Consider the following 20,399-nt stretch of genomic DNA (forward strand, 5'->3'; position numbering starts at 1 on the left):
AGCCGAGTCGACGAGGCGCAGGACAGCGCCTTGTCGACATCAGGGAGTGCATGCCGTTGCTTGCACTCCCGTCTTTTTCTCTCAACGATTCCGGATACATATCATGAGCACGCTGCATCCCGTCGTCGCCGAAGTCACCGAACGCCTGCGCGAGCACAGCCGCGAGACGCGCGCGGCGTACCTCAGGCGGATCGACGCGATCGACCGCAGCGGGCCGCGGCGCGGGCACCTGTCCTGCGGCAACCTGGCCCACGGCTTCGCCGCCTGCGGCAGCGAAGACAAGGCCGCACTGCGCAGCGGCCGGCGCGCCAACCTGGCCATCGTCACCGCCTACAACGACATGCTCTCGGCGCACCAGCCGTACGAACGCTACCCGGCGCTGATCCGCCAAATCGCCCGTGACGCCGGCGTCACCGCCCAGGTCGCCGGCGGCGTGCCGGCGATGTGCGACGGCATCACCCAGGGCCGGCCCGGCATGCAGCTGTCGCTGTTCTCGCGCGATGTGGTGGCGCTGGCCACCGCGGTGGCGCTGTCGCACGACATGTTCGACGGCGCGCTGTTCCTCGGCATCTGCGACAAGATCGTGCCGGGCCTGCTGATCGGCGCGCTGAGCTTCGGCCACCTGGCCGGCGCGTTCGTGCCGTCGGGGCCGATGCCCAGCGGCATCCCGAACGAGCAGAAGTCGAAGGTGCGCCAGGCCTATGCCGACGGCAAGGCGAGCAAGGCCGAGCTGCTCGAAGCCGAGGCAGCCTCGTACCACACCGCCGGTACCTGCACCTTCTACGGCACCGCCAACTCCAACCAGATGCTGATGGAGATCATGGGCCTGCACCTGCCCGGCGCCAGCTTCACCGCGCCGGACACGCCGCTGCGCGACGCGCTCACCGCCGAGGTGGTGCGCCGCGTCGCCGCGCACAGCGCGCTGGGCGATGCGTTCCTGCCGCTCGGCCACATCATCGACGAACGCGCGATCATCAACGGCGTGATCGGCCTGCACGCCACCGGCGGCTCCACCAACCACCTGCTGCACCTGGTGGCCATCGCGCACGCCGCCGGCATCCAGTTGCGCTGGGACGACTTCGATGCGCTGTCCGGCGTGATCCCGCTGCTGGCGCGCGTCTACCCGAACGGCTACGCCGACGTGAATCAGTTCCACGCCGCCGGCGGCATGGCCTTCCTGATCGACCAGCTGCTCGGCGCCGGCCTGCTGCACGCCGACGTGCAGACCATCTTCGGTACCGGCCTGGACGGCTACGCGCAGATCCCGCAACTCGACGACAGCGGTGCATTGCACTGGGCGCCCGTGTCGAAGCAGAGCGGCAACCGCGGCGTGCTGCGCGGCGTCGACGAACCGTTCCGCGCCGACGGCGGCCTGCGCATGCTCGAGGGCAACCTCGGCCGCGCGGTGATCAAGGTGTCGTCGGTGCCGGACGATCGCCTGCTGATCGAGGCGCCGGCGATCGTTTTCGACGACCAGGACGAGGTGGCCGGCGCGTTCAAGCGCGGCGAGCTGAATCGCGACTTCGTGGCGGTGGTGCGCTTCCAGGGCCCGCGCGCGAACGGCATGCCCGAGCTGCACAAGCTCACCCCCACGCTGGCGCTGCTGCAGGACCGCGGCCACCGCATCGCCCTGCTCACCGACGGGCGCATGTCCGGCGCCTCCGGCCGCGTGCCGGCGGCGATCCACGTGACGCCCGAGGCAGTCGCCGGCGGCAACATCGCGAAGGTCCGCAATGGCGACATGATCCGGCTGGACGCGGCGAATGGACGTCTGGACGTCCTGCTCGAAGCGCACGAACTGGACGCACGCCTGCCGCATGTCGCCGACCTGTCGCGCGAACACAGCGGCATGGGCCGCGAACTGTTCGGGCTGTTCCGCCAGGCCGCCGCCAACGCCGACCTCGGCGCCGGCGTGCTGTAGTCCTGCTCCCTCTCCTGCAAGCAGGGGAAGAGCGAAACCCAGGAGTCAGACGTGAGCCCCATCGAACAAAAGCAGCAGCAAGTCGAAACCCTCATGCGGCTGGCGCCGGTGATTCCGGTGGTGATCATCGACGACGCGAAGGCCGCGGTGCCGATGGCGCGCGCGCTGGTCGCCGGCGGCATCCCGACGATCGAGGTCACCCTGCGCACGCCGGCCGCACTGGAGGCGATCCGTGCGATCGCCGCCGAAGTGGAAGGCGCCGTGGTCGGCTGCGGCACCGCGCTGACCGCACGCGATCTTGCAGCCGCGAAGCAGGCCGGCGCCCGCTTCGCCGTGTCGCCCGGCACCTCGCCGCGCCTGCTCGACGCCGCCGACGACAGCGAACTGCCGCTGCTGCCCGGCGTGGCCACCGCCAGCGAGGCGATGGCCCTGCTCGAGCGCGGCTATCGCCACCTGAAGTTCTTCCCCGCGGTACCGGCCGGCGGCACCAAGCTGCTCGGCGCCTGGGCCAGCCCGTTGCCGCAGATCCGCTTCTGCCCCACCGGCGGCATCGGCCTGAGCAGCGCACCCGACTTCCTCGCCCTGCCGAACGTGCTTTGCGTCGGCGGCTCCTGGCTCACTCCCGCCGACAAGCTCGCCGCCGGCGACTGGGCCGGCATCGAGTTGCTGGCGCGCGAGGCCGCCGGTTTGCGCCGGGCGGACTGAGGACTGTCCGCGCTGCCCGGCCGCGCGATACCGGGTAAGGTTCCCCTTGCACATGCTCGCCGCCATCGCACGAGCCATCACCTGCAAGGATGGAACTTGAATATCGGACCGCTGGCCCTCTCGTCGGCCCTGCTGGCGCTGCTGTTCGGCGTCGTCGCCGCGCTTGCCGTCGCCGGCTTCCTGGCCAGGCGCGGCTACGCCGACGCCGGCAATGCGTTGTACCTGGCGCTCGGCATCGGCCTGCTCGGCGCGCGTGCGGCTTACGTGGCCGGCTGGTGGCCGCAGTACGTGCAGCAACCGGGCAGCATGTTGAACATCCGCGACGGCGGTTTCGATCCGATCGCCGGAGCGCTCGGGCTGGTCGTGGCGGCGCTGCTGATCGGCTGGCGCCGGCCGCCCTTGCGTCGACCGCTGGCCGCCGGCGTGACCGTCGGCATCGCGGCATGGGCGTTCGCCGGACTGGTCGCGTACAAGCTGGCCGCGAACACCCATCCCGGCCTGCCGGCCCTGCTGCTGAGCGACCTGGACGGCCGCGAGGTCGCGCTGGAAAAGCTGCGCGGCCAGCCCACCGTGATCAACCTGTGGGCCACCTGGTGCGGTCCGTGCCGGCGCGAGATGCCGGTGCTGGCCGAGGCGCAGCGAACGATGCCGCGGATCCGTTTCGTGTTCGCCGACCAGGGCGAATCGGCGGCCGCGGTGAAGCAGTTCATGCAGGTGCAGCGGCTGGCGCTGGACAACGTGCTGATCGACGGCAACCTGCAGCTGTCGAACCACTACGGCGCCCGCGGCTACCCGACCACCTTGTTCCTCGACGCCGACGGTCGCCTGCGCGACATGCACATCGGCGAGCTGTCGCGCGCCACGCTGGCCGAACGCCTGCAGCGGATCCGTTCGCCGGACGCCCCGGCGCCACGCTGACCGCGCCGCCGCGAGCTGCCTCATCGACACGCGCGCGCCGCCATCTCCACACGAGCGACTCCACGGCAATCAGGTGGCCGATCCAATGGACAACCCAGATCCATCCACGCATCCGGACGCCTCGACCAGCCGCGCGCTCGGCGACATCGCGCTGGCCGGCCTGCTGGTCTTCAGCGTCGTCGCCGTGGCCGTGCAGCTGCTGCGCAGCGACCTGGACTGGATGGACGCGCCGCTCAGCCTCTACCTGCTGGATGCCTACGGCCACTGGCTGCAGGCGGCATACGTCGTGCTGGCGTTGGCGCTGGCCTCGCTTGGCGCGGGTTACTACTTCGCCTTGCGGGAGGGACGCCGCAGCGCGGCGCCATGGCTGCTGTTCGTCTGCGCCGGCGTCGGCCTGTGCGTGACCGCGCTGGCGCACAGCAACCTGCCCGGCCGCGCGCCCACGCTGGAAGGCTTGGTGCACGGCGTGGCGGCGCAGACGGCGTTCCTGTGCGTCAGCGTGGCGATGCTGCTGCAGTCGTGGTGGCTGCGCGCCAACCCGCGCTGGCGCCCACGCTTCGCACCGGCGTTCGCGCTGGCGCTGGCCTGCTTCGTGGGGATCTGGGTGGATGCGCTATGGCACGGCATGCCGCGCGGGTTGGAGCAGCGGCTGGTGATCGCGCTGATCCTGGTCTGGCTGCTGCTGGCGGCGAACTGGCTGCGGCGCCAGCGCGCCACGTGAAACGCCTTACGCCGTTTCGGCCTCCAGCCGCGCCATCACCGCGTCGGTGACGCGGGCGCAGCGCTGGCCCATGAACGGGAACGCCTCGCTCATGGTTTCGGCCAGGGTGCCCTGCAGCGACGTGCGCAGCAGCCGGCGCGCGCGGTGCAGGCGGGTCTTCACCGTCTCCGGCTTGATCGCCAGCAGGGTGGCGGTTTCCTCGACCGAGCACTCCTCCACCTCGCGCATCATGTAGACGGTGCGGAACGCCTCCGGCAGCTTGTCGATGGCGTGTTCGAGCAGGTGGCGGATCTGCGTCCGCGCGGCCGAGACCGCCGGATCCTCGCTGCCGAACTTCGAGGGGAACTGGATGATCTGGTGGGTATCGTCCATCGCCGCGTCGACCTGCTCCAGGCCGACCATGGCGTGGCGCTTGCGCAGCCGGCCGCGCGCCTCGTTCAGCACGATGCTGGTCAGCCAGGTCAGCAGGGTCGAGTCGCCGCGGAACGAATCCAGCTTGTGGTAGGCACGCATATACGATTCCTGCAGCACGTCTTCCGCTTCCGAATCCTCGCCGATCACGGCACGCGCGATGCGGAACAGGCGCTGGTTGCAGCGCTGCATGATGTGGCGGAACGCCTCGCGATGGCCGTCGCGGACCTGCGCCACCAGCGCGTGGTCGTCCAGCGCGGCGTAATCGACGAGTGCAACATGGGCATGGGCTGACATGGCTTTCTCCTTTTACACCTGATCTGACGCTGCGGGGTGGCCCGAGGTTCCCGGGTCAGCCGGCCAGCGTGGCCAGGATCTCGCCGCGCCGCGATTCCTGCGCAAATTCGCCGAGCAGGCGCCGGGTCTGCATCGACACGCCGTGCAGGCGCACGCCGCGCGAGGACAGGCATTCGTGGCTGGCCTGCACGATCACCGCCACGCCGCGCGGGTGCAGCACCTGGGCCAGGGTATCGGCGATCTCCACGGTGAGCCGCTCCTGGATCTGCAGGCGCCGGCCGAACGCCTCGACCAGCCGCGCCAGCTTGGAGATGCCGACCACGCGCTGGTTCGGCAGGTAGGCGATGTGCACCACGCCGCGGATCGCCGCCATGTGGTGTTCGCAGGTCGACTGCAGCGGAATGTCGCGCAGGATGACCAGTTCGTCGTAGCCGCCGACTTCGCCGAAGGTGCGGCTGAGCAGGCCGGCCGGGTCCTGCCGGTAGCCGGCGAACCATTCCTCGTACGCGCGCACCACGCGCGCCGGCGTGGCCAGCAAGCCTTCGCGCGCGGGTTCGTCACCGGCCCAGCGGATCAGCGTGCGCACGGCGGCCTCCGCCTCGGCACGCGTGGGGCGGGGAGTTTCGCCGGCCGGCACCGGCGCGGCCGTTGAAGCGATGGATTGATCGAGTTCGAGCATGTGGAGAGGCTTCGCTGGGGTGACAGCTGATCCGACGCAGGCGCCGCGTCCGAGGTTCCCGCAGCACTCCGTACACCCGCCGGAACCTGTACGCCGCTGCTGCATCTCATGGGCACCGGCAAGCTTCGCTCGCCCTTCGCCCATTCCAAGGAGACACCGCTAATGAACAAGTCCCTGTTCGCCCTCGTCCTCACCCTCGGCCTCGGCTCGCTCGCCAGCGTGCACGCCGCCACCCCGGCGCCGGCCATCAACGACGCGCAGATCGCCCACATCGCCTACACCGCCGGCGCGATCGACGTCACCGCCGCCAAGCAGGCGCTGAGCAAGTCGCACAACAAGGCGGTGCTCGAGTTCGCCAAGGAAATGGCGCGTGACCACGCCGCCGTGAACGACCAGGCCCTGGCGCTGGCCAAGAAGCTGGGCGTCACCCCGGCCGACAACGCCACCAGCCAGTCGCTGGCCAAGGGCGCCGCCGCCGAACAGACCAAGCTGGCCGCGCTCAGCGGTGCCGCCTACGACAAGGCCTATGCCGACAACGAAGTGGCGTTCCACAAGGCCGTGCTGGCCGCACTCGACGGCACGCTGATTCCGGCCACGCAGAACGCTGAGCTGAAGTCGCTGCTGGAAACCGGTTCGAAGCTGTTCCACGAACACCAGATGCACGCCGAGCACCTGGCTGCCAGCCTGAAGTAAGGAGCGCGCCATGTTCCGCAGCACGATTCTGGTCGCCGGCCTGCTGATCATGGGCTGGGGCCTCGCGCCGGCATTCGCGGCCACCCCGGCCACAGCGTCAGCGACCCCGCAAGCACGGACCGTGCACGTGATCGTGCTCGACAAGATGGTGTTTGGTCCGATGCCCACCGGCGTACGCGCCGGTGACATCATCGAATGGGTCAACCACGACATCTTCGAACACAGCGCCACCGCCCGCGACGGCAGCTTCGACGTCGACCTGAAACCCGGTGCCACCGTGCGCACCACGGCCAAGGCCGGCTCGTTCGCGTTCTTCTGCAAGTTCCACCCTGGCATGACCGGTACCCTGGTCGCCAAGTAACCCGGCAGCAACTCTCTCCCCTCGAGGTTGCAAGGTCGTCCTACCGCGAGCTTGCATGCTGCCGGTCCCCCGGCCGCAGCGCTGGATCCAAGCGATCCCGCTGCGGCCGTTTTTTTGCCGGCTCACTCGCCCGGCGGCACCTTGGTCAGCTCCACCCCGTCGACCGTCATCTTCCACACGCCGTCATCCTCGTGAGGCGGCATCGAGACCACGAAGGTGGTCTTGACCGGGCCGACGCCTACCACGAAGTTGTCGCCTTCGAACGCCTGCAGCGGGCCGTTGATGGACTTGCTCATATTGCCGTCCACCCGCCTGTAGTTCACGTTGCCGCTCTCGGTGATCAGCAGCGACATCGTCGTCGACCGCCACTGCCCGGCATACGCCAGCCTCTCCGGCGGCAACGGCTTGGCGCAGGCAGCCAGCAACAGACAGCACACCGTGAAAACCCACAGCATCTTGCGCATGTTTTTCTCCCCCGGAAATCGAAAACCGGACTCGACCTGCCCGCCGTATCGACACAAACCCGGAACAACACCTCGACGGCCGCCGCGCCCGCCTGACAGTACGCAAGCTCAGCGGCCGGGACCAGACTGGGCCACCACCTCATACTCACTTTGCACGAGGCCGCTGGCGTACGTCCGCGTCGCGACATGCCGGAGTGCGATGTCGTGCGGAATGGCACCGAACAACGGGATCCCGCTGCCGACAAGCACGGGCACGCGCGTGATGACGAGGCGCTGGACGAGCCCGGCCCGCAGAAAGCCCTGGATGGTGATGCCGCCGTCCACATAGACATGCCGGATGCCGCGCCCGGCCAGCCGCGACACGATCTCCGCCGGGGACCCCGACATGGACTCGACCACCGCCCCGGCGGGAGCCGGCGCGAGCGGACGGGTGCTGAGCACGCAGACGGGCTTGGCGCCGTAAGGCCACGCATCGAAAGCCAGCACGGTCTCGTAGGTCTTGCGGCCGATGACCAGCGCATCCACCGAGGCCATGAACTCCTCGTAGCCATGCGGCTCGCCGCCACCCGGGGGAAGGAAATCGAGGGCCCCGTCGACCCGCGCGATGAAGCCGTCGAGACTGGTGCCGACAAAGGCCGACACCTTCACCGCCGAGCCCGCATGCCCGGTCATGCTACCGGCGCCCCGACAGGAACGCCCAGATGCAGAGACCGCCCGCGAGCAGCAGCGCGATCCATGAAAACCACACCGGCACGGCAAACGGCCCTACCTGCACCAGCCACCGGTTGAAGAGCCGCAACGCCTGGACGACCGCGACTACGCCAAAGACGACACCCGACACCAGCGCGTACTTGCCCTGCATGACCGCACCCTCCTCTTCAGCGGCATCGCGAATGACCCGATGCCCGAATGAATGGCGAAACGGCGGCGACACGATGGACCGGCGTGGCTATCGGCCATGACGGCGCCGGACGCGGAGCAACCGACGTCGGCAAAGTAGCAGCTCTGCAGGCCAAAGATGTGCCGGCCAACGTGGCGTCCGCGCCACACGGCCATCATGCAACAAGGCCGCCGGCATCGGAATGCCGCCGGCCCGTCGCGCGTCACGCAGGAATCAGTGCCCGGCCGGGGCGCCCTTCGCCGGCTTCACATACGTCTCGAACAGCTCGTCGATGCGGCGGTATTCGTCGTACCAGGAATCGGCGTGCACGAAGCCGTGGCGTTCCAGCGGGTACAGCGACATCCAGAAGTTCTTCTTGTGCAGCTCGATGAAGCGCTGGTACAGGCGGATCGAATCCTCGGCGAGCACGTTGTCGTCGATCAGGCCGTGCTGGATCAGCAGCGGATCCTGCAGTTTTTCCGCGTACTCGATCGGCGAGCTGGCCTGGTACGCCTCGGGATCGAGCTGCGGGTCGTTGAGGATGTTGGAGGTGTACTCGTGGTTGTACAGCGTCCAGTCGCTGACCGGACGCAGCGCGGCGCCGGCGGCGAACTCGCCGGGCGCGCGCAGCAGCGCCATCTCGGTCATGAAGCCGCCGTAGCTGCCGCCGTAGATGCCCACGCGCTGCGGGTCGACGTTGTGGTGCTTCACCAGCCACGCCTTGCCGTCGAGCAGGTCCTCCAGCTCCGGGTGACCCATCTGGCGGTAGATCGCGGTGCGCCAGTCACGGCCGTAACCCTCGGAGGCGCGGTAGTCCATGTCCAGCACCACGTAGCCCTGCTGCACCAGCAGGTTGTGGAACAGCTGCTCGCGGAAGTAGTTCGACCACGACAGGGTGACGTTCTGCAGGTAGCCCGCGCCGTGCACGAAGATCACCGCCGGCTTCGATCCGGCCTGCTCGTTGGCCGGGCCGTAGTACTTCGCCCAGATCGAACCCGCGCCGTGCGAGGACGGCACCGCGACGATCTGCGGCGCGATCCAGTCGTGCGCGGTAAACGCCGGTTTCATCGTGTTGGTCAGTTCGCGCGGCGTGCCGCCGGCGGCGCTCTGCACCGCCAGCTGCGGCAGCACGTACGGCGAGGAATGCAGCACGGCGAGTTGCGTGCCGTCGGGCGACAACGCGAAGCCGTCCATGCCCTGGTAGTTCGTTACGCGCGCCAGCTCGCCACCGGTGGTCGGCACGCGATAGACGTCGTAGCTGTACGGCGCGACCCGGTTCGTGCGCAGGTAGAACCACTGGCCGTCCTCGCTGAGCTGCGGGTGGCTCACCTCGAACTGGCCGGTGGTCAGCGCCTTCGCCTTGCCGCCCTGCGGCTTGACGTAGAGCTGCGAGTAGCCGGTCTGCTCGCTCAGGTACCACAGCGTGCGGCCGTCCTTGAGCCAGCCGAAATCGTTGAAGTTCCAGTTGATCCAGGCACGGTCGGTAAGCCGCTGCTGGTTGACCAGGGCGTGCTTCGCGAAATCCACGCTGGCGATCCAGCGGTCCTTGTTGTCGATCGCGCGCAGCTGGATGGCGAGGTTGCGGCCGTCGTCGCTCCACGCGATGCCGCCGCCACCGCCGTCGTCCTCGCTGCCGATGATGCGCACCGCACGTTGTTCGGGTGCCTTCAGCGCCTTGGCCCGGTCGGCCTTGCCGGCCTTCTGCAGCGCGGCGACGGCGCGTGCGCGCAGGTCCTTCAGCGGATCGTCCTTGATGCCCGGCAGCGCGTCGGTGGCCAGCGGGTACGACTGGTGGTTGGCCAGGTCGAGCAGCAGCAGCGACTGCGGCGCCGGATCCTTGCGGCCCACGTACACGCGGGTCTCCTTTTGCTCGGCGTAGCCGGAGTCGGTGACGTAGTGGGTGACTTCGGGCGCCTTGCCCGCTTCGTAGCCTTTCGGCGCGGTGACCAGCAGCAGCCAGCGGCCGTCCGGCGACAGCTCGCTGTCGACCGGGGCGATCTTGTCGCCGAGGAAGAACGGCAGCGGCGCACGCCCCGGATCGGCGGCGGCCAGCGTCTTGTCCTCGTCGCGCCGGGCCTGCTTGTCGGCCTTGATCTGGCGCAGCGTCTTGAACAGTTCCAGCTGCCGCTCGCCCAGCGCGTCGGGCAGCGATGCCTGCGGATCGTCGGCGAACTTCAGCACCGCTGCGGGCGCGGTGACGCCGCTGGCCAGGTCATGGCTGTACCAGTCGTTGCCGTCGCGGAACTGCAGGGCGCGGCCATCGGCGGAAAAACGCGGCGCGGATTCTTCCTGCGGCGTGCGCGTGACCTGGGTGCGCCGGCCGCCGGCCAACTCCACCACGAACACGTCGCCGTGCAGGATGAAGGCGGCGTGCTTGTGTGCACGGTCGAATACCGCCGGGCCGTCGGCCTGCGCCAGCGCGGCCGGGTCCAGCTTCGCGCCATGGCCTGTCGCCGGATCGACCCGGTACAGGTCGCGCAACGGGCTGCCGTCGCGCTTCAGCGAGTAGTACAGGTGGCGGCCGTCCACGCTCCAGTACGGTTGCTCCACCGCCTGCCCGATCCAGTCGGGATTGGCCATCACGGTTTCCAGGTCGAGCGGCGTGGAGACCGGCGCGGCAGCCGCTGCGGCCGGCGCGACGGTGAAGGCTACGAGGGCGGCAAGCAGCAATCGGCGCATGGATTCTTCCCGGGCAAAAAGGCCAGCATAACCGAGCGCGCCGCCGGCACGCGGCCACCCCTGCCGAAAGTCAGACGTCGGTGGCTGCAACGGCGGCGGCGCGTTGCTACTCTCCCCAGCTCCCACAGTCTTCCCATGGAATCCCCGCCATGCGCCTCGCTCCCCTCATCGCCACCCTGCTGCTCGCCGCCGGCAGCGCCGCCGCGGCCCAGCTGCCGCCGGCGAACCCGTCGCCGAAGCCGCCGCTCGAAGTCGCGTTGATCGGCGAGTCGCAGCCGCTGCCGCCGCCCACGCCACAGCATGCCGCATCCGGCGAATTCCACGGCGTCAGCGTGGCCGACCCGTACCGCTGGCTGGAAAACCCGGACGACCCGGCGGTGCGGCAGTGGATCGCGGCGCAGAACGCGTACACCGAAGCCGCCTTGGCGGCGATGCCGCAAGGCAAGACGCTCACCGCGCGAGTGCAGCAACTGGCGATCACCTCGACCACGCGCTCCGGTCCGATGCTGGCCGGCGGCACCCTGTTCTACCTGCAGCAGACTCCGCCGCAGCCGCAGCCGATGCTGATCGCGCAGGCGTGGCCGGACGGTGCAGCGAAGGTGCTGGTGGATCCGAACGCCGACCACGGCGGTACCGCGATCACCGCGTACTGGCCATCGCCGCGTGGGCGCTACCTCGCCTACGGCACCGCCGAAGGCGGCAGCGAGCTGACCACCCTCCGCGTGCTCGACGTGGCCAGCGGCAAAATCCTGCCCGACACCCTGCCCTGGGCCGGCGGCGGCACCACGCCGCAGGGCCTGGCCTGGGATGCTGACGAACGCGGCTTCAGCTATGTGCGCTTCGCGCCGCCAACGGCGGGGCAGGAAGTGGAACAGTTCCACGCCACCCTGGTGCACCACGCGCTGGGCCAGGCCGCCACGGCGGACAGCGTGGTGTTCGGCAAGGACTACGCGAAGACCGCCGAGTACGTGCTGGTGAATGCGCCGGCCACCGCGCAGGCCGCGGTGCTTGCCTACGACGGCGACGGCGGCCCGGCGGAGGTGTTCCTGCACCGCGGCGACCGCTTCGAGCGCGTGCTCGGCCGCGACGCCGACGTGCGCACGGCCGCCTGGGTGAATGGACGTCTATACGCCGCCTCGTTCCGTGATGCGCCGCGCGGCCGCATCGTGGCCATCGGCGACGACGGCAAGCCCGTGCCGGTGCTGGCCGAGCGCGAGGGCGCGATCCAGCAGATCGCCCCGCTCGGCGGCGGCTTCCTGGTGGTGCGCAGCTGGGGCCCGGACTGGTGGGTCGAGCAGTACGGCGCCGACGCCAGCTTCGTGCGCCGGCTGCCGCTGCCGCCGCATGGTGTCGGCATCGGCGAGATCGCCTCCGAGTCCGGCCAGGACAAGGCGCTGATCAGCTACAGTGGCTGGACCACGCCCGCGCGCTGGGCCGAATACGATGGCCGCAGCGGCAGCCTGAAAACCGTGTTCGAGGTGAGGCCGGCCGCCGACTACTCGAAGGTGGTCGTGCAGCGCATCGACGGTACCTCGAAAGACGGCACGAAGATTCCGGTGACCGTGCTGTCGCTGCCGGGCACCACCCCGAACGGCGCGCGGCCCACCATCCTGTACAGCTACGGCGGTTTCGACATCCCGATCAAGCCGGGCTTCATCGGCTCCAGCCTGGCCTGGCTGGAACACGGCGGCGTGCTCGCCTACGCCAACATCCGCGGCGGCAACGAGAACGGCCAGGCCTGGCACGCGCAGGGGCAGAAGCTCGACAAGCAGAACGTGTTCGACGACTTCCACGCCGCCGCGCTGGCGCTGATCGACACGCGCTGGACCGACCGCGCGCACCTGGGCATCCTCGGCGGCAGCAACGGCGGCCTGCTGATGGGCACGCAGATCGTGCAGCACCCCGGCGACTACCGCGCGGTGGTGGCGCGCGTGGGCATCTACGACATGCTGCGGCACGAGACCGACTTCGCCAACGGCCCGTACAATATCCCCGAATACGGCAGCATCATGGACCCGGCGCAGTTCAAGGCCACCCTGGCCTACTCGCCGCTGCAGCACGTGCAGGCGAACACCGCCTACCCGGCGGTGCTGCTCACCACCGGCGAAAACGATCCGCGGGTGGCGCCATGGCAGTCGCGCAAGTTCGCCGCCGCACTGCAGAACGCCAGCAGCTCGCGCCAGCCGATCCTGCTGCTGACCCGCATGAACGCCGGCCACGGCGTCGGCGCCCCGTTCAGCCAGCGCGTCGGCGACACCGCGATCGGGCTGACCTTCTTCGCGCATGAGCTGGGGCTTGGCGTCACGCCGTGAACGCAGCGGAGACGTGCTGACTACCCTGCACGTTGCCACTGCGGCATGATGATCGCTCACGCGACGCGAGGGCGCCGGTGCTAACTGGGGGGAGGAATCACGATGAAAAAGGCCATACCCTGTGCGGCCATGCTTCTACTGGCCTGTTCCTTGACGGCATACGCCGCCGAGAAGCGCGAACAGACTTACAGAGTTGGTGCCGACGTGGATGCAAAAGGGCATATCACTGCCACTCAGGTCGACCCAAACGTACCCGCATCGATCGCCGCCGTGCTGAACTCCGCGGTCAAGCAATGGCAATTCGTGCCGGCGACACTCAGCGGTCGACCGGTACCGGCGCATACGTTCATCCGCACCAAGCTGCAGGCATTGCCGAACGCGAGCGGTCAGTACGATCTGCGCATCAGCTTCATGGGCAACGGCCCCCGCCTCGATAATCGGACACCGCCGCGATACCCTGCGGACGCGCTCAGCAGGCGCCAAGCGGCGTTCCTCATCCTCGACGCCACCGTGCAGCCGAACGGTCATTTGACCGACATGAAAGTGAGCAACAAGTTCGCGGATTGGCCCGTACCGCCGTCGTTCAAGGTTGCCGTACTGGCGGCCGCCAAACAGTGGCATGCCATCCCGGAGCAGGTCGATGGCCAGCCGGTGGCAACGCAACTGCGTATACCGTTTATCTTTACTGTTGATGGTCAGACTTACACCGCGCAACAAACCCGGATCCTGCGCGAAGCCGCGCGCATGCATGCCGCGGCAGCGGACGCAGAGACCGCCCAGCCCGCCATTCCGTTGCCATCGGAACAGGAGGTTGCGCTGGATAGTCCGCTGCATCCCAGCGCCGTCGCCACGATCACCAACGCCCCCTGACCCCGCCGAGTACCGCATGCCCCTGCCCACCGTCGAACACGAAACCGCCACCCACCCGCGCTACAGCATCCTCTGGCTGCACGGCCTCGGCGCGGATGGCAACGACTTCGCGCCGATCGTGCCGGAGCTGGTGGATCCGGCATGGCCGCCGCTGCGCTTCGTGTTCCCGCATGCGCCGGTGCGGCCGGTGACGATCAACAACGGCATGTCGATGCGCGCGTGGTACGACATCGTCGGTTTCGATGCGCACGCGCGCCAGGACGAAGCCGGCATCCGCGCCTCGATTGCCGCTACCGAAGCGCTGATCGCGCGCGAGCACGAGCGCGGCGTGCCGAGCGAGCGGATCTTCCTCGCCGGCTTCTCGCAGGGCGGCGCGATCGCGCTGTCCGCGGGCCTGCGCCATACGGAAAAGCTGGCCGGCATCATCGCGCTGTCGACCTACCTGCCGATCGCCGCCACGCTCACCGCCGAGCGCAGCGCCGCGAACGCGGCCACGCCGATCTTCTGGGGCCACGGCACGGCTGATCCGGTGGTGGTGCTGCAGCGTGGCACCGACTCGCGCGATGCGCTGCAGGCGCTGGGCCACACGGTGGACTGGCACACCTACCCGATGGCCCATGCGGTGTGCGCCGAGGAGATCGACGACCTGCGTCGCTGGCTGGGCCGGCGGCTGGCGTAAGCGCGACCGCGCTGCGGCATACTTGGCTGCATGCGCGAACCCATGTCCCGCCGCGGCCCGCACGGCCATATCGAACATAGCCCGCTGCCGGACTTCTGCCGGCTGCCGGCGCTGTTCGCGCTGCTCGTGGTGGGCGCGCTGACGGTGACCCTGATGTGGCTGGCACGCGACGACCCGCGCGACTGGTCCGCCTACAGCGTCGGCATGCTGTTCGTGACCTTGCTGGGCATGGTGGTGGCGGTGACGCTGTGCACGCTGCGGCCGTGGCTGCAACGCCTGCCGGGGCACCTGCCGTATGTCGGCGTATGGCTGCTGATCCTGCTGCTTGTGCTGGTCGCCAGCATCGTGGCGCACTGGTTCGACGGTGCGTTGCAGATGCATCTGGTGCGCAGCAGCCTGCCCGTGTTCGTACGCGACAACGTGCTGATCGCCGCCCTGCTCGGCGCCGCGATGCTGCGCTATTTCTACGTGCTGGCGCAGTGGCAGGCGCGGCTGGCGGCGGTCACCCGCGCCCAGGTCGAGGCGCTGCAGGCACGCATCCGCCCGCACTTCCTGTTCAACAGCATGAATACCGTGGCGGCGCTGATCCGGGTCGATCCCGACGCCGCGGAACGCACGGTGGAGGACCTGTCCGAACTGTTCCGCGCCGCACTGGGCCAGCACGACACCGACGACGGCACGCTGGGCGAGGAGCTGGCGCTGGTCGAGCGCTACCTGGCGATCGAGCAGTTGCGGCTGGGCGCGCGCCTGCGCGTGCGCCGCGAACTGCACGACCTGCCCGCCGACTTTCCGCTGCCGCGGCTGCTGCTGCAGCCGCTGGTGGAGAACGCGGTGCGCCACGGCGTCCAGCCGCTGCGCGAAGGCGGCGAGGTGGTCCTGCGCGGCCAGCGCGACGGCAACGGCGTGCGCATCGAGATCATCAACCCGCTGCCGGCCACCCCGCCCGCCGCCGGCAACGGCCATGGCCTGGACAGCGTGCGCCGGCGCGTCGCCTACCGCTACGGCCCGCTGGCGACGGTGCAGGCCGGGCCGCAGGACGATCGCTTCGTGGTGCTGCTGCAGCTGCCGGGAGGAGCCGCCTGATGCGCGTGTTGATCGTCGACGACGAGCCGCTGGCGCGCGCTCGCATGGCCGCGCTGCTCGGTGAATGCGCCGGCGTGGAGGTCGTCGGCAACGTCGGCGACGGCGAAGCCGCGCTCGTCGCGCTCGGCGAGCTGCAGCCGGACGCCTTGCTGCTCGACATCAACATGCCCGGCATCGACGGCGTCGCGCTGGCGCAGCGCCTGGCCGGGCGCGCGCGGCCGCAGGTGATCTTCTGCACCGCCTACGAAGCGCATGCGCTGGCGGCGTTCGAGCTGGGCGCGGCCGATTACCTGTTGAAACCGGTACGGCTCGACCGCCTGCGCGAGGCGCTGCAACGCGCGCAACGCCGCCTCGCCGACGCCCCGCGCGAACCGGTCGCGTACCTGCACGGCCGCCTGCGCGGCGAACAGGTGCGCATCGCGCTGGACGAAGTGATCTGCCTGCTCGCCGACGAAAAATACGTCGTCGTGCAACACCGCCGCGGCGAACTGCTGATCGAAGAATCGCTGCGCCAGCTGGAAGAAGCCTACCCCGACCAGCTGATCCGCCTGCACCGCAACTGCCTCGTCCCGCCGCCGCGCCTGCTCGGCCTCAAGACCCTCGCCGACGGCCGCGTGCTGGCCCGCCTCGACGGCAGCGAACTGAACCCCGAGATCAGCCGGCGCAATTTGCCAGCGGTAAGAAAACTACTGCGACTGGGGTGAATGGCAACGCGAGCGACTGGCAAACATCCCGGCGACATTTCATGCGTATCCGAGTGCCGCGCCGTCAACTGCGCGGTCACGCAGCGGGAAGTAACATGCCGCCATTGCCGGGAGCTGCCATGACAAACCACCCCTTCAAAGTCGGCGACCACGTGCGCTGGAATTCGGAAGCCGGCTACGTGACCGGCCGGATCATCAAGGTGCATACGCGCGACACGGAATACAAAGGCCACACGCGCCGCTGCAGCGAGGCCGATCCGCAGTACGAGATCCAGAGCGACAAGACCGACCACGTCGCCATGCACAAGGGCGCGGCGCTGCACAAGATCGACTGAGATGCCCGACGGCCCCGCCACGATCTGGACCATCGGCCACTCCACCCGCACGCTGCAGGAGTTCCTTGGCCTGCTCGCCGAATACCGGATCGAGGCGATCGCCGACGTGCGGCGCTTTCCCGGTTCGCGCCGCTACCCGCATTTCGCCGGCGGCGCGCTGGCCGCCACGCTGCCCGCGCACGGCATCGCCTACCAGTGGCTGCCGAAGCTCGGCGGCCGCCGCAAGGTACGACCGGGTTCGCCGAATACCGCGTGGCGCAACGCCTCGTTCCAGGGCTACGCGGATTACACCGCCACCGCGGAATTCGCCGAAGGCCTCGCCGAGCTGTTGAAGCTGGCCGCCGGCAAGCGCACCGCGCTGATGTGCGCCGAGGCGGTGTGGTGGCGCTGCCACCGCTCGCTGATCGCCGACGTGCTGAAACTGCGCGGGATCGAGGTGATCCACATCATCGATGCGACGCACACGACGGTGCATCCGTATACGTCGCCGGCGCGGATTATGGATGGAAAGTTGAGTTATGCGGCGCCGCAGGGGGAGTTGCTGTAGCGCCTCGGCGCATACCTCGGCGTCGCACGTCGACCCGAAGCGGACAGGCTGGCCGAGACCCCGCTGCAAACTCTCCCAGAGCATTGTCGATTTCCGATCATCAGCTTCGTCGTCAGTGCATCCCCACCCAAAGGATCTCCCATGAAATACGTCGGCCTGGCCTACTTCACCCCCGAAAAATTCGCCGCGATGGCACCAGACGATGTCAAGGAACTGGTGAGCCAATGCCCGGCATTGGACGAGAAGATGCGCGCCACCGGCAAGGTTCTGGTTTCCGCGTCGCTTGGCGACATGGACAGCTGGAGGACGCTTCGCCCGCGCAGCGGCAAGACGCACGTCAGCGATGGGCCTTACACCGAGTCGAAGGAAGTGGTGGGCGGCCTGTTCATCATCGAGGCGGACAGCCGTGACGAGGCGCTGCGCATCGCATCCATGCACCCCGCCGCCACGCTGGGCGAAGAAGGCGGATGGGCCATCGAGCTTATCCCCATGGATTTCTACCTGGCCCAATGATGGCTTGGACGCCTGCATCAAGAATGCTTCGGCGCCCTTTCTCCACAAACGCCTTTACGGCCTCGTGAGTCACCTCGGCTCTTCCGCTCCTGCAACCGCGCAGCAGTTGCACACCGAGTGCGGGACGGGATGGCCCGTACTCTGCCCGGGGCCCCTTGCGCGGCGGTGGGTCGGGGTCGACAGGCCGCAGGCAGACGAAAGCGCTTTGCCTTGAATCCGCATCAGCGCGACAGAAGCATCGCCCGCGAGCGGGCTCCTACCGGGGCACGAGTCATCCGCGCAGTAGCGCAAGGCATGCGCGCGCGAGGCAACCCCGATCACTCCTTCTTGATCGCATGCCCCCCAAATTCATTGCGCAGCGACGCCAGCAGCTTGTCGGCGAACGAATCGCTGTCGCGCGAACGGAAGCGTTCCATCAGCGACAGCGTGATCACCGGGGCGGAGACGTTGAGTTCCAGCGCGGCGCTCACGGTCCAGCGGCCTTCGCCGGAATCGACCACGTAGGGCGCGATGCCGTCCAGGTTCGGGTTCTTGCCGAGCGCGTCGGTGGCGAGGTCGAGCAGCCAGGAGCGCACCACGCTGCCGGTGCGCCAGATCTCGCCGACCTGGTGCAGGTCGAGGCCGAACTCCTCCTTGTGCTTGAGTATCGCGAAGCCTTCGGCATAGGCCTGCATCATCCCGTACTCGATGCCGTTGTGGACCATCTTGGTGTAATGGCCCGAGCCGGCCGGGCCGACCCGGCCCCAGCCCTGGTCCTTCGCCGGCGCCAGCGTTTCGAAGATCGGCCGCAGCGCCTCGACGGTTTTTTCGTCGCCGCCGATCATCATGCTGTAGCCCTCCTTGAGGCCCCACACCCCGCCGCTGGTGCCGCAGTCGACGTAGCCCAGGCCGCGCTCGGCATACAGCTGCGCGCGGCGCAGCGTGTCCTTGTAGTTGGAGTTGCCGCCGTCGATCACGGTGTCGCCCTTGGTCAGCAGCGGCAGCAAGGTGTCGACGGTGTCGTCGGTGATCTTGCCGGCCGGCACCATCAGCCACAGCACGCGCGGCGCCGGCAAGGCCTTGACCAGGGCTTCCAGCGAGGCCGCCGGCGCGATGCCGTTCGCTTCGGCCGCCTTGCGCGCGTCCGCGTTCGGGTCGAAGCCGCTGACCTTGTGGCCGCCTTTCACCAGGCGCTCCGCCATGTTGGCGCCCATGCGCCCGAGACCCACCATGCCAAGTTCCATCGTGTTCACTCCGTAACGGGAAAGGTTGTCGTGTTCATGCGCGCCGCTGGCCGGCATCCAGCCAGCCGCCGTCGAAGCCGGCGCGGCGCAGGCCGTCGGCGATCCAGCGGCAGCCGCGCATCAGTTCCCACAGCATGCCGCTGCGATGGTTCTCCACCATCAGCACGATCGGGCCAAGGTTGAGGCCGAAGCAGTACGGCGACACCCAGCCGTCCAGCAACTGGCCGGGCTTGTCGACCCAAGTCTGGTTGAAGCTGGCCTTGAAGCCGTAGGGATGCGCGTCGTGCAGCTGCAGCGTGTGGATGAAGTGGTGCACTGTCGGCAGCACGATTTCCGGCGCGAACGGCAGCGACGCCACCACCGCCCACGGCGCCAGCGTGCCATCGTCGATGCCGTACGGCGCGCCGCGGCCGACGTAGTCCTCGAAGCGGCGCTCGATGCCGTCGATCTTCCGCGTCGCCGGACCGGGACCATCGCTGGCGGTGATGCCCCAGCAGTGATCGCTGTAGCCTTTGAAGCCGAGCGGGTTGTCGCTGGCGTAGCGCTGTTGGACCAGGGTGGCGCGCCGGCTGTTCTCGAAGTAGTCGATGCCCTTGTCGCGCATGAACGCGTCGCGGATGCCGCGAAAGTCGATCCACACCTGCGACAGCTGGTGGGTGAACAGCGGGCCGCAGTACAGGTAGTCGATGTCGTAGCAGCGCTTCCACTCGTAGGTGGACGACCAGGCCGCATAGGCCGCGGGCGGCAGCGCATGGGTGGGCGAGCCGAGCGCCAGCACGTACAGCAGCAGGCCCTCGTCGTAGCCCTGCCAGCGATGCGGGATGAAGCCGCTTTCCGGGTGCCAGCCGTGGCCGATGGTGCCGTCGGCGGCCTGCGCCCACGGCCACTCCGCGCGCCGGTAGAGGAAGTTCGCCGTGTCGCGGATTTCCTTCTGCTCGGCGGTGTCGTCGTCGAAGTACGCCGCGGCGGTCAGCATGCCGGCGAACAGGAAGGCGCTGTCCACCGTGGACAGCTCGCACTGCCACGCGCGCCTGCCGGTCTGCATGTCGAGGAAGTGGTAGTAGAAGCCGCGGTGGCCAGTGGCATCGGGTTCGGTGCCCTGCGCGCTGTCGCGGAAGAAACGCAATGTGGCCAGCGTGCGCCCGATCGCCGTGTGGCGGTTCATCAGGCCGCGCTCGACCGCCACCGGGTAGCAGCTCAGCGCCAATCCGGTCGCGGCGATGCTGGCCGGCCAGTCCGGCGCGGTCTTGTCCGCGACCAGGCCGTTCTGCGGGTTCGTCTCGCACTGGAAGTAGGCGAACGCCTTGTTCTGCAGGTGCCGCAGCTGCGTGCCGGATTCGAGCGGATGACTGGGCGGATGGGAACGCATGGATCTGGTCGTGGCCTGTCGCGGTGAGGGCAGCC

At 68.9% G+C, this 20,399-nt stretch carries 22 protein-coding genes; 14 read left to right on the forward strand and 8 right to left on the reverse strand.

The annotated features are described in order from the left end of the window. The first annotated feature begins 103 nt into the window (after nt 1-103). The 4 genes from edd to KK131_RS08140 all read left to right on the forward strand — a co-directional run bounded on the left by edd (nt 104) and on the right by KK131_RS08140 (nt 4,265). A complete protein-coding gene (gene edd, locus KK131_RS08125) occupies nt 104-1,921 on the forward strand; it encodes a phosphogluconate dehydratase (RefSeq protein ID WP_214556155.1) in 1,818 nt (605 codons plus the stop codon). A 51-nt stretch (nt 1,922-1,972) separates the two neighbouring features. Continuing rightward, nucleotides 1,973-2,626: a bifunctional 4-hydroxy-2-oxoglutarate aldolase/2-dehydro-3-deoxy-phosphogluconate aldolase gene (locus KK131_RS08130; protein WP_214556156.1), complete on the forward strand. Its 654-nt coding sequence runs from the start codon at nt 1,973-1,975 to the stop codon at nt 2,624-2,626. 96 nt (nt 2,627-2,722) lie between these two features. Continuing rightward, nucleotides 2,723-3,544: a TlpA disulfide reductase family protein gene (locus tag KK131_RS08135; protein ID WP_214556157.1), complete on the forward strand. Its 822-nt coding sequence runs from the start codon at nt 2,723-2,725 to the stop codon at nt 3,542-3,544. A gap of 85 nt (nt 3,545-3,629) precedes the next feature. Next, a complete protein-coding gene (locus tag KK131_RS08140; RefSeq protein ID WP_214556158.1) occupies nt 3,630-4,265 on the forward strand; it encodes a DUF998 domain-containing protein in 636 nt (211 codons plus the stop codon). 6 nt (nt 4,266-4,271) lie between these two features. Here the strand turns inward: KK131_RS08140 and KK131_RS08145 are convergent, their stop codons facing one another. Next, on the reverse strand, nt 4,272-4,973 hold the full coding sequence (locus KK131_RS08145; protein ID WP_214556159.1) for an RNA polymerase sigma factor: 702 nt from the start codon (nt 4,971-4,973) through the stop codon (nt 4,272-4,274). Nucleotides 4,974-5,028: 55 nt separating this feature from the next. After that, complete coding sequence (gene folE, locus KK131_RS08150; RefSeq protein ID WP_214556160.1) at nt 5,029-5,652, reverse strand: GTP cyclohydrolase I FolE; 624 nt, start codon at nt 5,650-5,652, stop codon at nt 5,029-5,031. A 162-nt stretch (nt 5,653-5,814) separates the two neighbouring features. Here folE and KK131_RS08155 point away from each other — a divergent pair, with 162 nt between their 5' ends. Both KK131_RS08155 and KK131_RS08160 read left to right on the forward strand, forming a co-directional pair. Continuing rightward, on the forward strand, nt 5,815-6,345 hold the full coding sequence (locus KK131_RS08155; RefSeq protein ID WP_214556161.1) for a DUF4142 domain-containing protein: 531 nt from the start codon (nt 5,815-5,817) through the stop codon (nt 6,343-6,345). Between the two features lie 10 nt (nt 6,346-6,355). After that, nucleotides 6,356-6,706, forward strand: coding sequence for a cupredoxin domain-containing protein (locus tag KK131_RS08160; protein ID WP_214556162.1), 351 nt, complete (start codon nt 6,356-6,358; stop codon nt 6,704-6,706). Nucleotides 6,707-6,828: 122 nt separating this feature from the next. Here the strand turns inward: KK131_RS08160 and KK131_RS08165 are convergent, their stop codons facing one another. From KK131_RS08165 to KK131_RS08180, 4 genes are all read right to left on the reverse strand, one after another. Continuing rightward, on the reverse strand, nt 6,829-7,170 hold the full coding sequence (locus KK131_RS08165) for a hypothetical protein (RefSeq protein WP_214556163.1): 342 nt from the start codon (nt 7,168-7,170) through the stop codon (nt 6,829-6,831). A 108-nt stretch (nt 7,171-7,278) separates the two neighbouring features. After that, nucleotides 7,279-7,842 carry a dihydrofolate reductase family protein gene (locus KK131_RS08170; RefSeq protein ID WP_214556164.1) on the reverse strand — a complete coding sequence of 188 codons (564 nt, stop codon included), beginning with the start codon at nt 7,840-7,842 and terminating at the stop codon, nt 7,279-7,281. Between the two features lies 1 nt (nt 7,843). Then, nucleotides 7,844-8,032 carry a hypothetical protein gene (locus tag KK131_RS08175; RefSeq protein WP_214556165.1) on the reverse strand — a complete coding sequence of 63 codons (189 nt, stop codon included), beginning with the start codon at nt 8,030-8,032 and terminating at the stop codon, nt 7,844-7,846. A gap of 252 nt (nt 8,033-8,284) precedes the next feature. After that, nucleotides 8,285-10,729: a S9 family peptidase gene (locus tag KK131_RS08180; RefSeq protein WP_214556166.1), complete on the reverse strand. Its 2,445-nt coding sequence runs from the start codon at nt 10,727-10,729 to the stop codon at nt 8,285-8,287. A gap of 149 nt (nt 10,730-10,878) precedes the next feature. Here KK131_RS08180 and KK131_RS08185 point away from each other — a divergent pair, with 149 nt between their 5' ends. From KK131_RS08185 to KK131_RS08220, 8 genes are all read left to right on the forward strand, one after another. Beyond that, nucleotides 10,879-13,041: a prolyl oligopeptidase family serine peptidase gene (locus tag KK131_RS08185; RefSeq protein WP_214556167.1), complete on the forward strand. Its 2,163-nt coding sequence runs from the start codon at nt 10,879-10,881 to the stop codon at nt 13,039-13,041. A 102-nt stretch (nt 13,042-13,143) separates the two neighbouring features. Next, nucleotides 13,144-13,911, forward strand: a complete 768-nt coding sequence (locus KK131_RS08190) for an energy transducer TonB (RefSeq protein WP_214556168.1) — start codon at nt 13,144-13,146, stop codon at nt 13,909-13,911. A 16-nt stretch (nt 13,912-13,927) separates the two neighbouring features. Continuing rightward, entirely contained in the window at nt 13,928-14,590 is a 663-nt protein-coding gene (locus KK131_RS08195; protein ID WP_214556169.1) for an alpha/beta hydrolase fold domain-containing protein, read from the forward strand. A gap of 42 nt (nt 14,591-14,632) precedes the next feature. Continuing rightward, the gene (locus KK131_RS08200) at nt 14,633-15,673 is read left to right on the forward strand and encodes a histidine kinase (RefSeq protein WP_250887022.1); all 1,041 of its coding nucleotides are present in this window, start codon (nt 14,633-14,635) and stop codon (nt 15,671-15,673) included. Next, nucleotides 15,673-16,377: a LytTR family DNA-binding domain-containing protein gene (locus tag KK131_RS08205; RefSeq protein ID WP_214556171.1), complete on the forward strand. Its 705-nt coding sequence runs from the start codon at nt 15,673-15,675 to the stop codon at nt 16,375-16,377. Before KK131_RS08200 ends, KK131_RS08205 begins: the two co-directional genes overlap by 1 nt. Nucleotides 16,378-16,496: 119 nt before the next feature. Beyond that, complete coding sequence (locus KK131_RS08210; protein WP_214556172.1) at nt 16,497-16,712, forward strand: DUF2945 domain-containing protein; 216 nt, start codon at nt 16,497-16,499, stop codon at nt 16,710-16,712. A 1-nt stretch (nt 16,713) separates the two neighbouring features. Continuing rightward, a complete protein-coding gene (locus KK131_RS08215) occupies nt 16,714-17,259 on the forward strand; it encodes a DUF488 domain-containing protein (protein ID WP_214556173.1) in 546 nt (181 codons plus the stop codon). 141 nt (nt 17,260-17,400) lie between these two features. After that, the gene (locus KK131_RS08220) at nt 17,401-17,772 is read left to right on the forward strand and encodes a YciI family protein (protein ID WP_214556174.1); all 372 of its coding nucleotides are present in this window, start codon (nt 17,401-17,403) and stop codon (nt 17,770-17,772) included. A 317-nt stretch (nt 17,773-18,089) separates the two neighbouring features. Here KK131_RS08220 and gnd read toward each other — a convergent pair whose 3' ends face one another. Both gnd and KK131_RS08230 read right to left on the reverse strand, forming a co-directional pair. Beyond that, on the reverse strand, nt 18,090-18,995 hold the full coding sequence (gene gnd / locus KK131_RS08225) for a phosphogluconate dehydrogenase (NAD(+)-dependent, decarboxylating) (protein WP_250887021.1): 906 nt from the start codon (nt 18,993-18,995) through the stop codon (nt 18,090-18,092). Nucleotides 18,996-19,029: 34 nt separating this feature from the next. Continuing rightward, nucleotides 19,030-20,364, reverse strand: a complete 1,335-nt coding sequence (locus tag KK131_RS08230) for a glucoamylase family protein (RefSeq protein ID WP_214556176.1) — start codon at nt 20,362-20,364, stop codon at nt 19,030-19,032. Nucleotides 20,365-20,399: the final 35 nt, after the last annotated feature.

Origin of the sequence: Rhodanobacter sp. LX-99 (assembly GCF_018599185.1) — a bacterium.
Lineage (GTDB): Bacteria > Pseudomonadota > Gammaproteobacteria > Xanthomonadales > Rhodanobacteraceae > Rhodanobacter.

Coding starts and splice junctions, on each gene's coding strand:
- KK131_RS08205 (WP_214556171.1), top strand. CDS start 15,673: ATGCGCGTGTTGATCGTCGACGACGAGCCGCTGGCGCGCGCTCGCATG.
- KK131_RS08140 (WP_214556158.1), top strand. CDS start 3,630: ATGGACAACCCAGATCCATCCACGCATCCGGACGCCTCGACCAGCCGC.
- KK131_RS08145 (WP_214556159.1), bottom strand. CDS start 4,973: ATGTCAGCCCATGCCCATGTTGCACTCGTCGATTACGCCGCGCTGGAC.
- KK131_RS08185 (WP_214556167.1), top strand. CDS start 10,879: ATGCGCCTCGCTCCCCTCATCGCCACCCTGCTGCTCGCCGCCGGCAGC.
- KK131_RS08200 (WP_250887022.1), top strand. CDS start 14,633: ATGTCCCGCCGCGGCCCGCACGGCCATATCGAACATAGCCCGCTGCCG.
- KK131_RS08180 (WP_214556166.1), bottom strand. CDS start 10,729: ATGCGCCGATTGCTGCTTGCCGCCCTCGTAGCCTTCACCGTCGCGCCG.
- KK131_RS08230 (WP_214556176.1), bottom strand. CDS start 20,364: ATGCGTTCCCATCCGCCCAGTCATCCGCTCGAATCCGGCACGCAGCTG.
- edd (WP_214556155.1), top strand. CDS start 104: ATGAGCACGCTGCATCCCGTCGTCGCCGAAGTCACCGAACGCCTGCGC.
- folE (WP_214556160.1), bottom strand. CDS start 5,652: ATGCTCGAACTCGATCAATCCATCGCTTCAACGGCCGCGCCGGTGCCG.
- KK131_RS08215 (WP_214556173.1), top strand. CDS start 16,714: ATGCCCGACGGCCCCGCCACGATCTGGACCATCGGCCACTCCACCCGC.
- KK131_RS08165 (WP_214556163.1), bottom strand. CDS start 7,170: ATGCGCAAGATGCTGTGGGTTTTCACGGTGTGCTGTCTGTTGCTGGCT.
- KK131_RS08190 (WP_214556168.1), top strand. CDS start 13,144: ATGAAAAAGGCCATACCCTGTGCGGCCATGCTTCTACTGGCCTGTTCC.
- KK131_RS08160 (WP_214556162.1), top strand. CDS start 6,356: ATGTTCCGCAGCACGATTCTGGTCGCCGGCCTGCTGATCATGGGCTGG.
- gnd (WP_250887021.1), bottom strand. CDS start 18,995: ATGGAACTTGGCATGGTGGGTCTCGGGCGCATGGGCGCCAACATGGCG.
- KK131_RS08155 (WP_214556161.1), top strand. CDS start 5,815: ATGAACAAGTCCCTGTTCGCCCTCGTCCTCACCCTCGGCCTCGGCTCG.
- KK131_RS08195 (WP_214556169.1), top strand. CDS start 13,928: ATGCCCCTGCCCACCGTCGAACACGAAACCGCCACCCACCCGCGCTAC.
- KK131_RS08170 (WP_214556164.1), bottom strand. CDS start 7,842: ATGACCGGGCATGCGGGCTCGGCGGTGAAGGTGTCGGCCTTTGTCGGC.
- KK131_RS08210 (WP_214556172.1), top strand. CDS start 16,497: ATGACAAACCACCCCTTCAAAGTCGGCGACCACGTGCGCTGGAATTCG.
- KK131_RS08220 (WP_214556174.1), top strand. CDS start 17,401: ATGAAATACGTCGGCCTGGCCTACTTCACCCCCGAAAAATTCGCCGCG.
- KK131_RS08175 (WP_214556165.1), bottom strand. CDS start 8,032: ATGCAGGGCAAGTACGCGCTGGTGTCGGGTGTCGTCTTTGGCGTAGTC.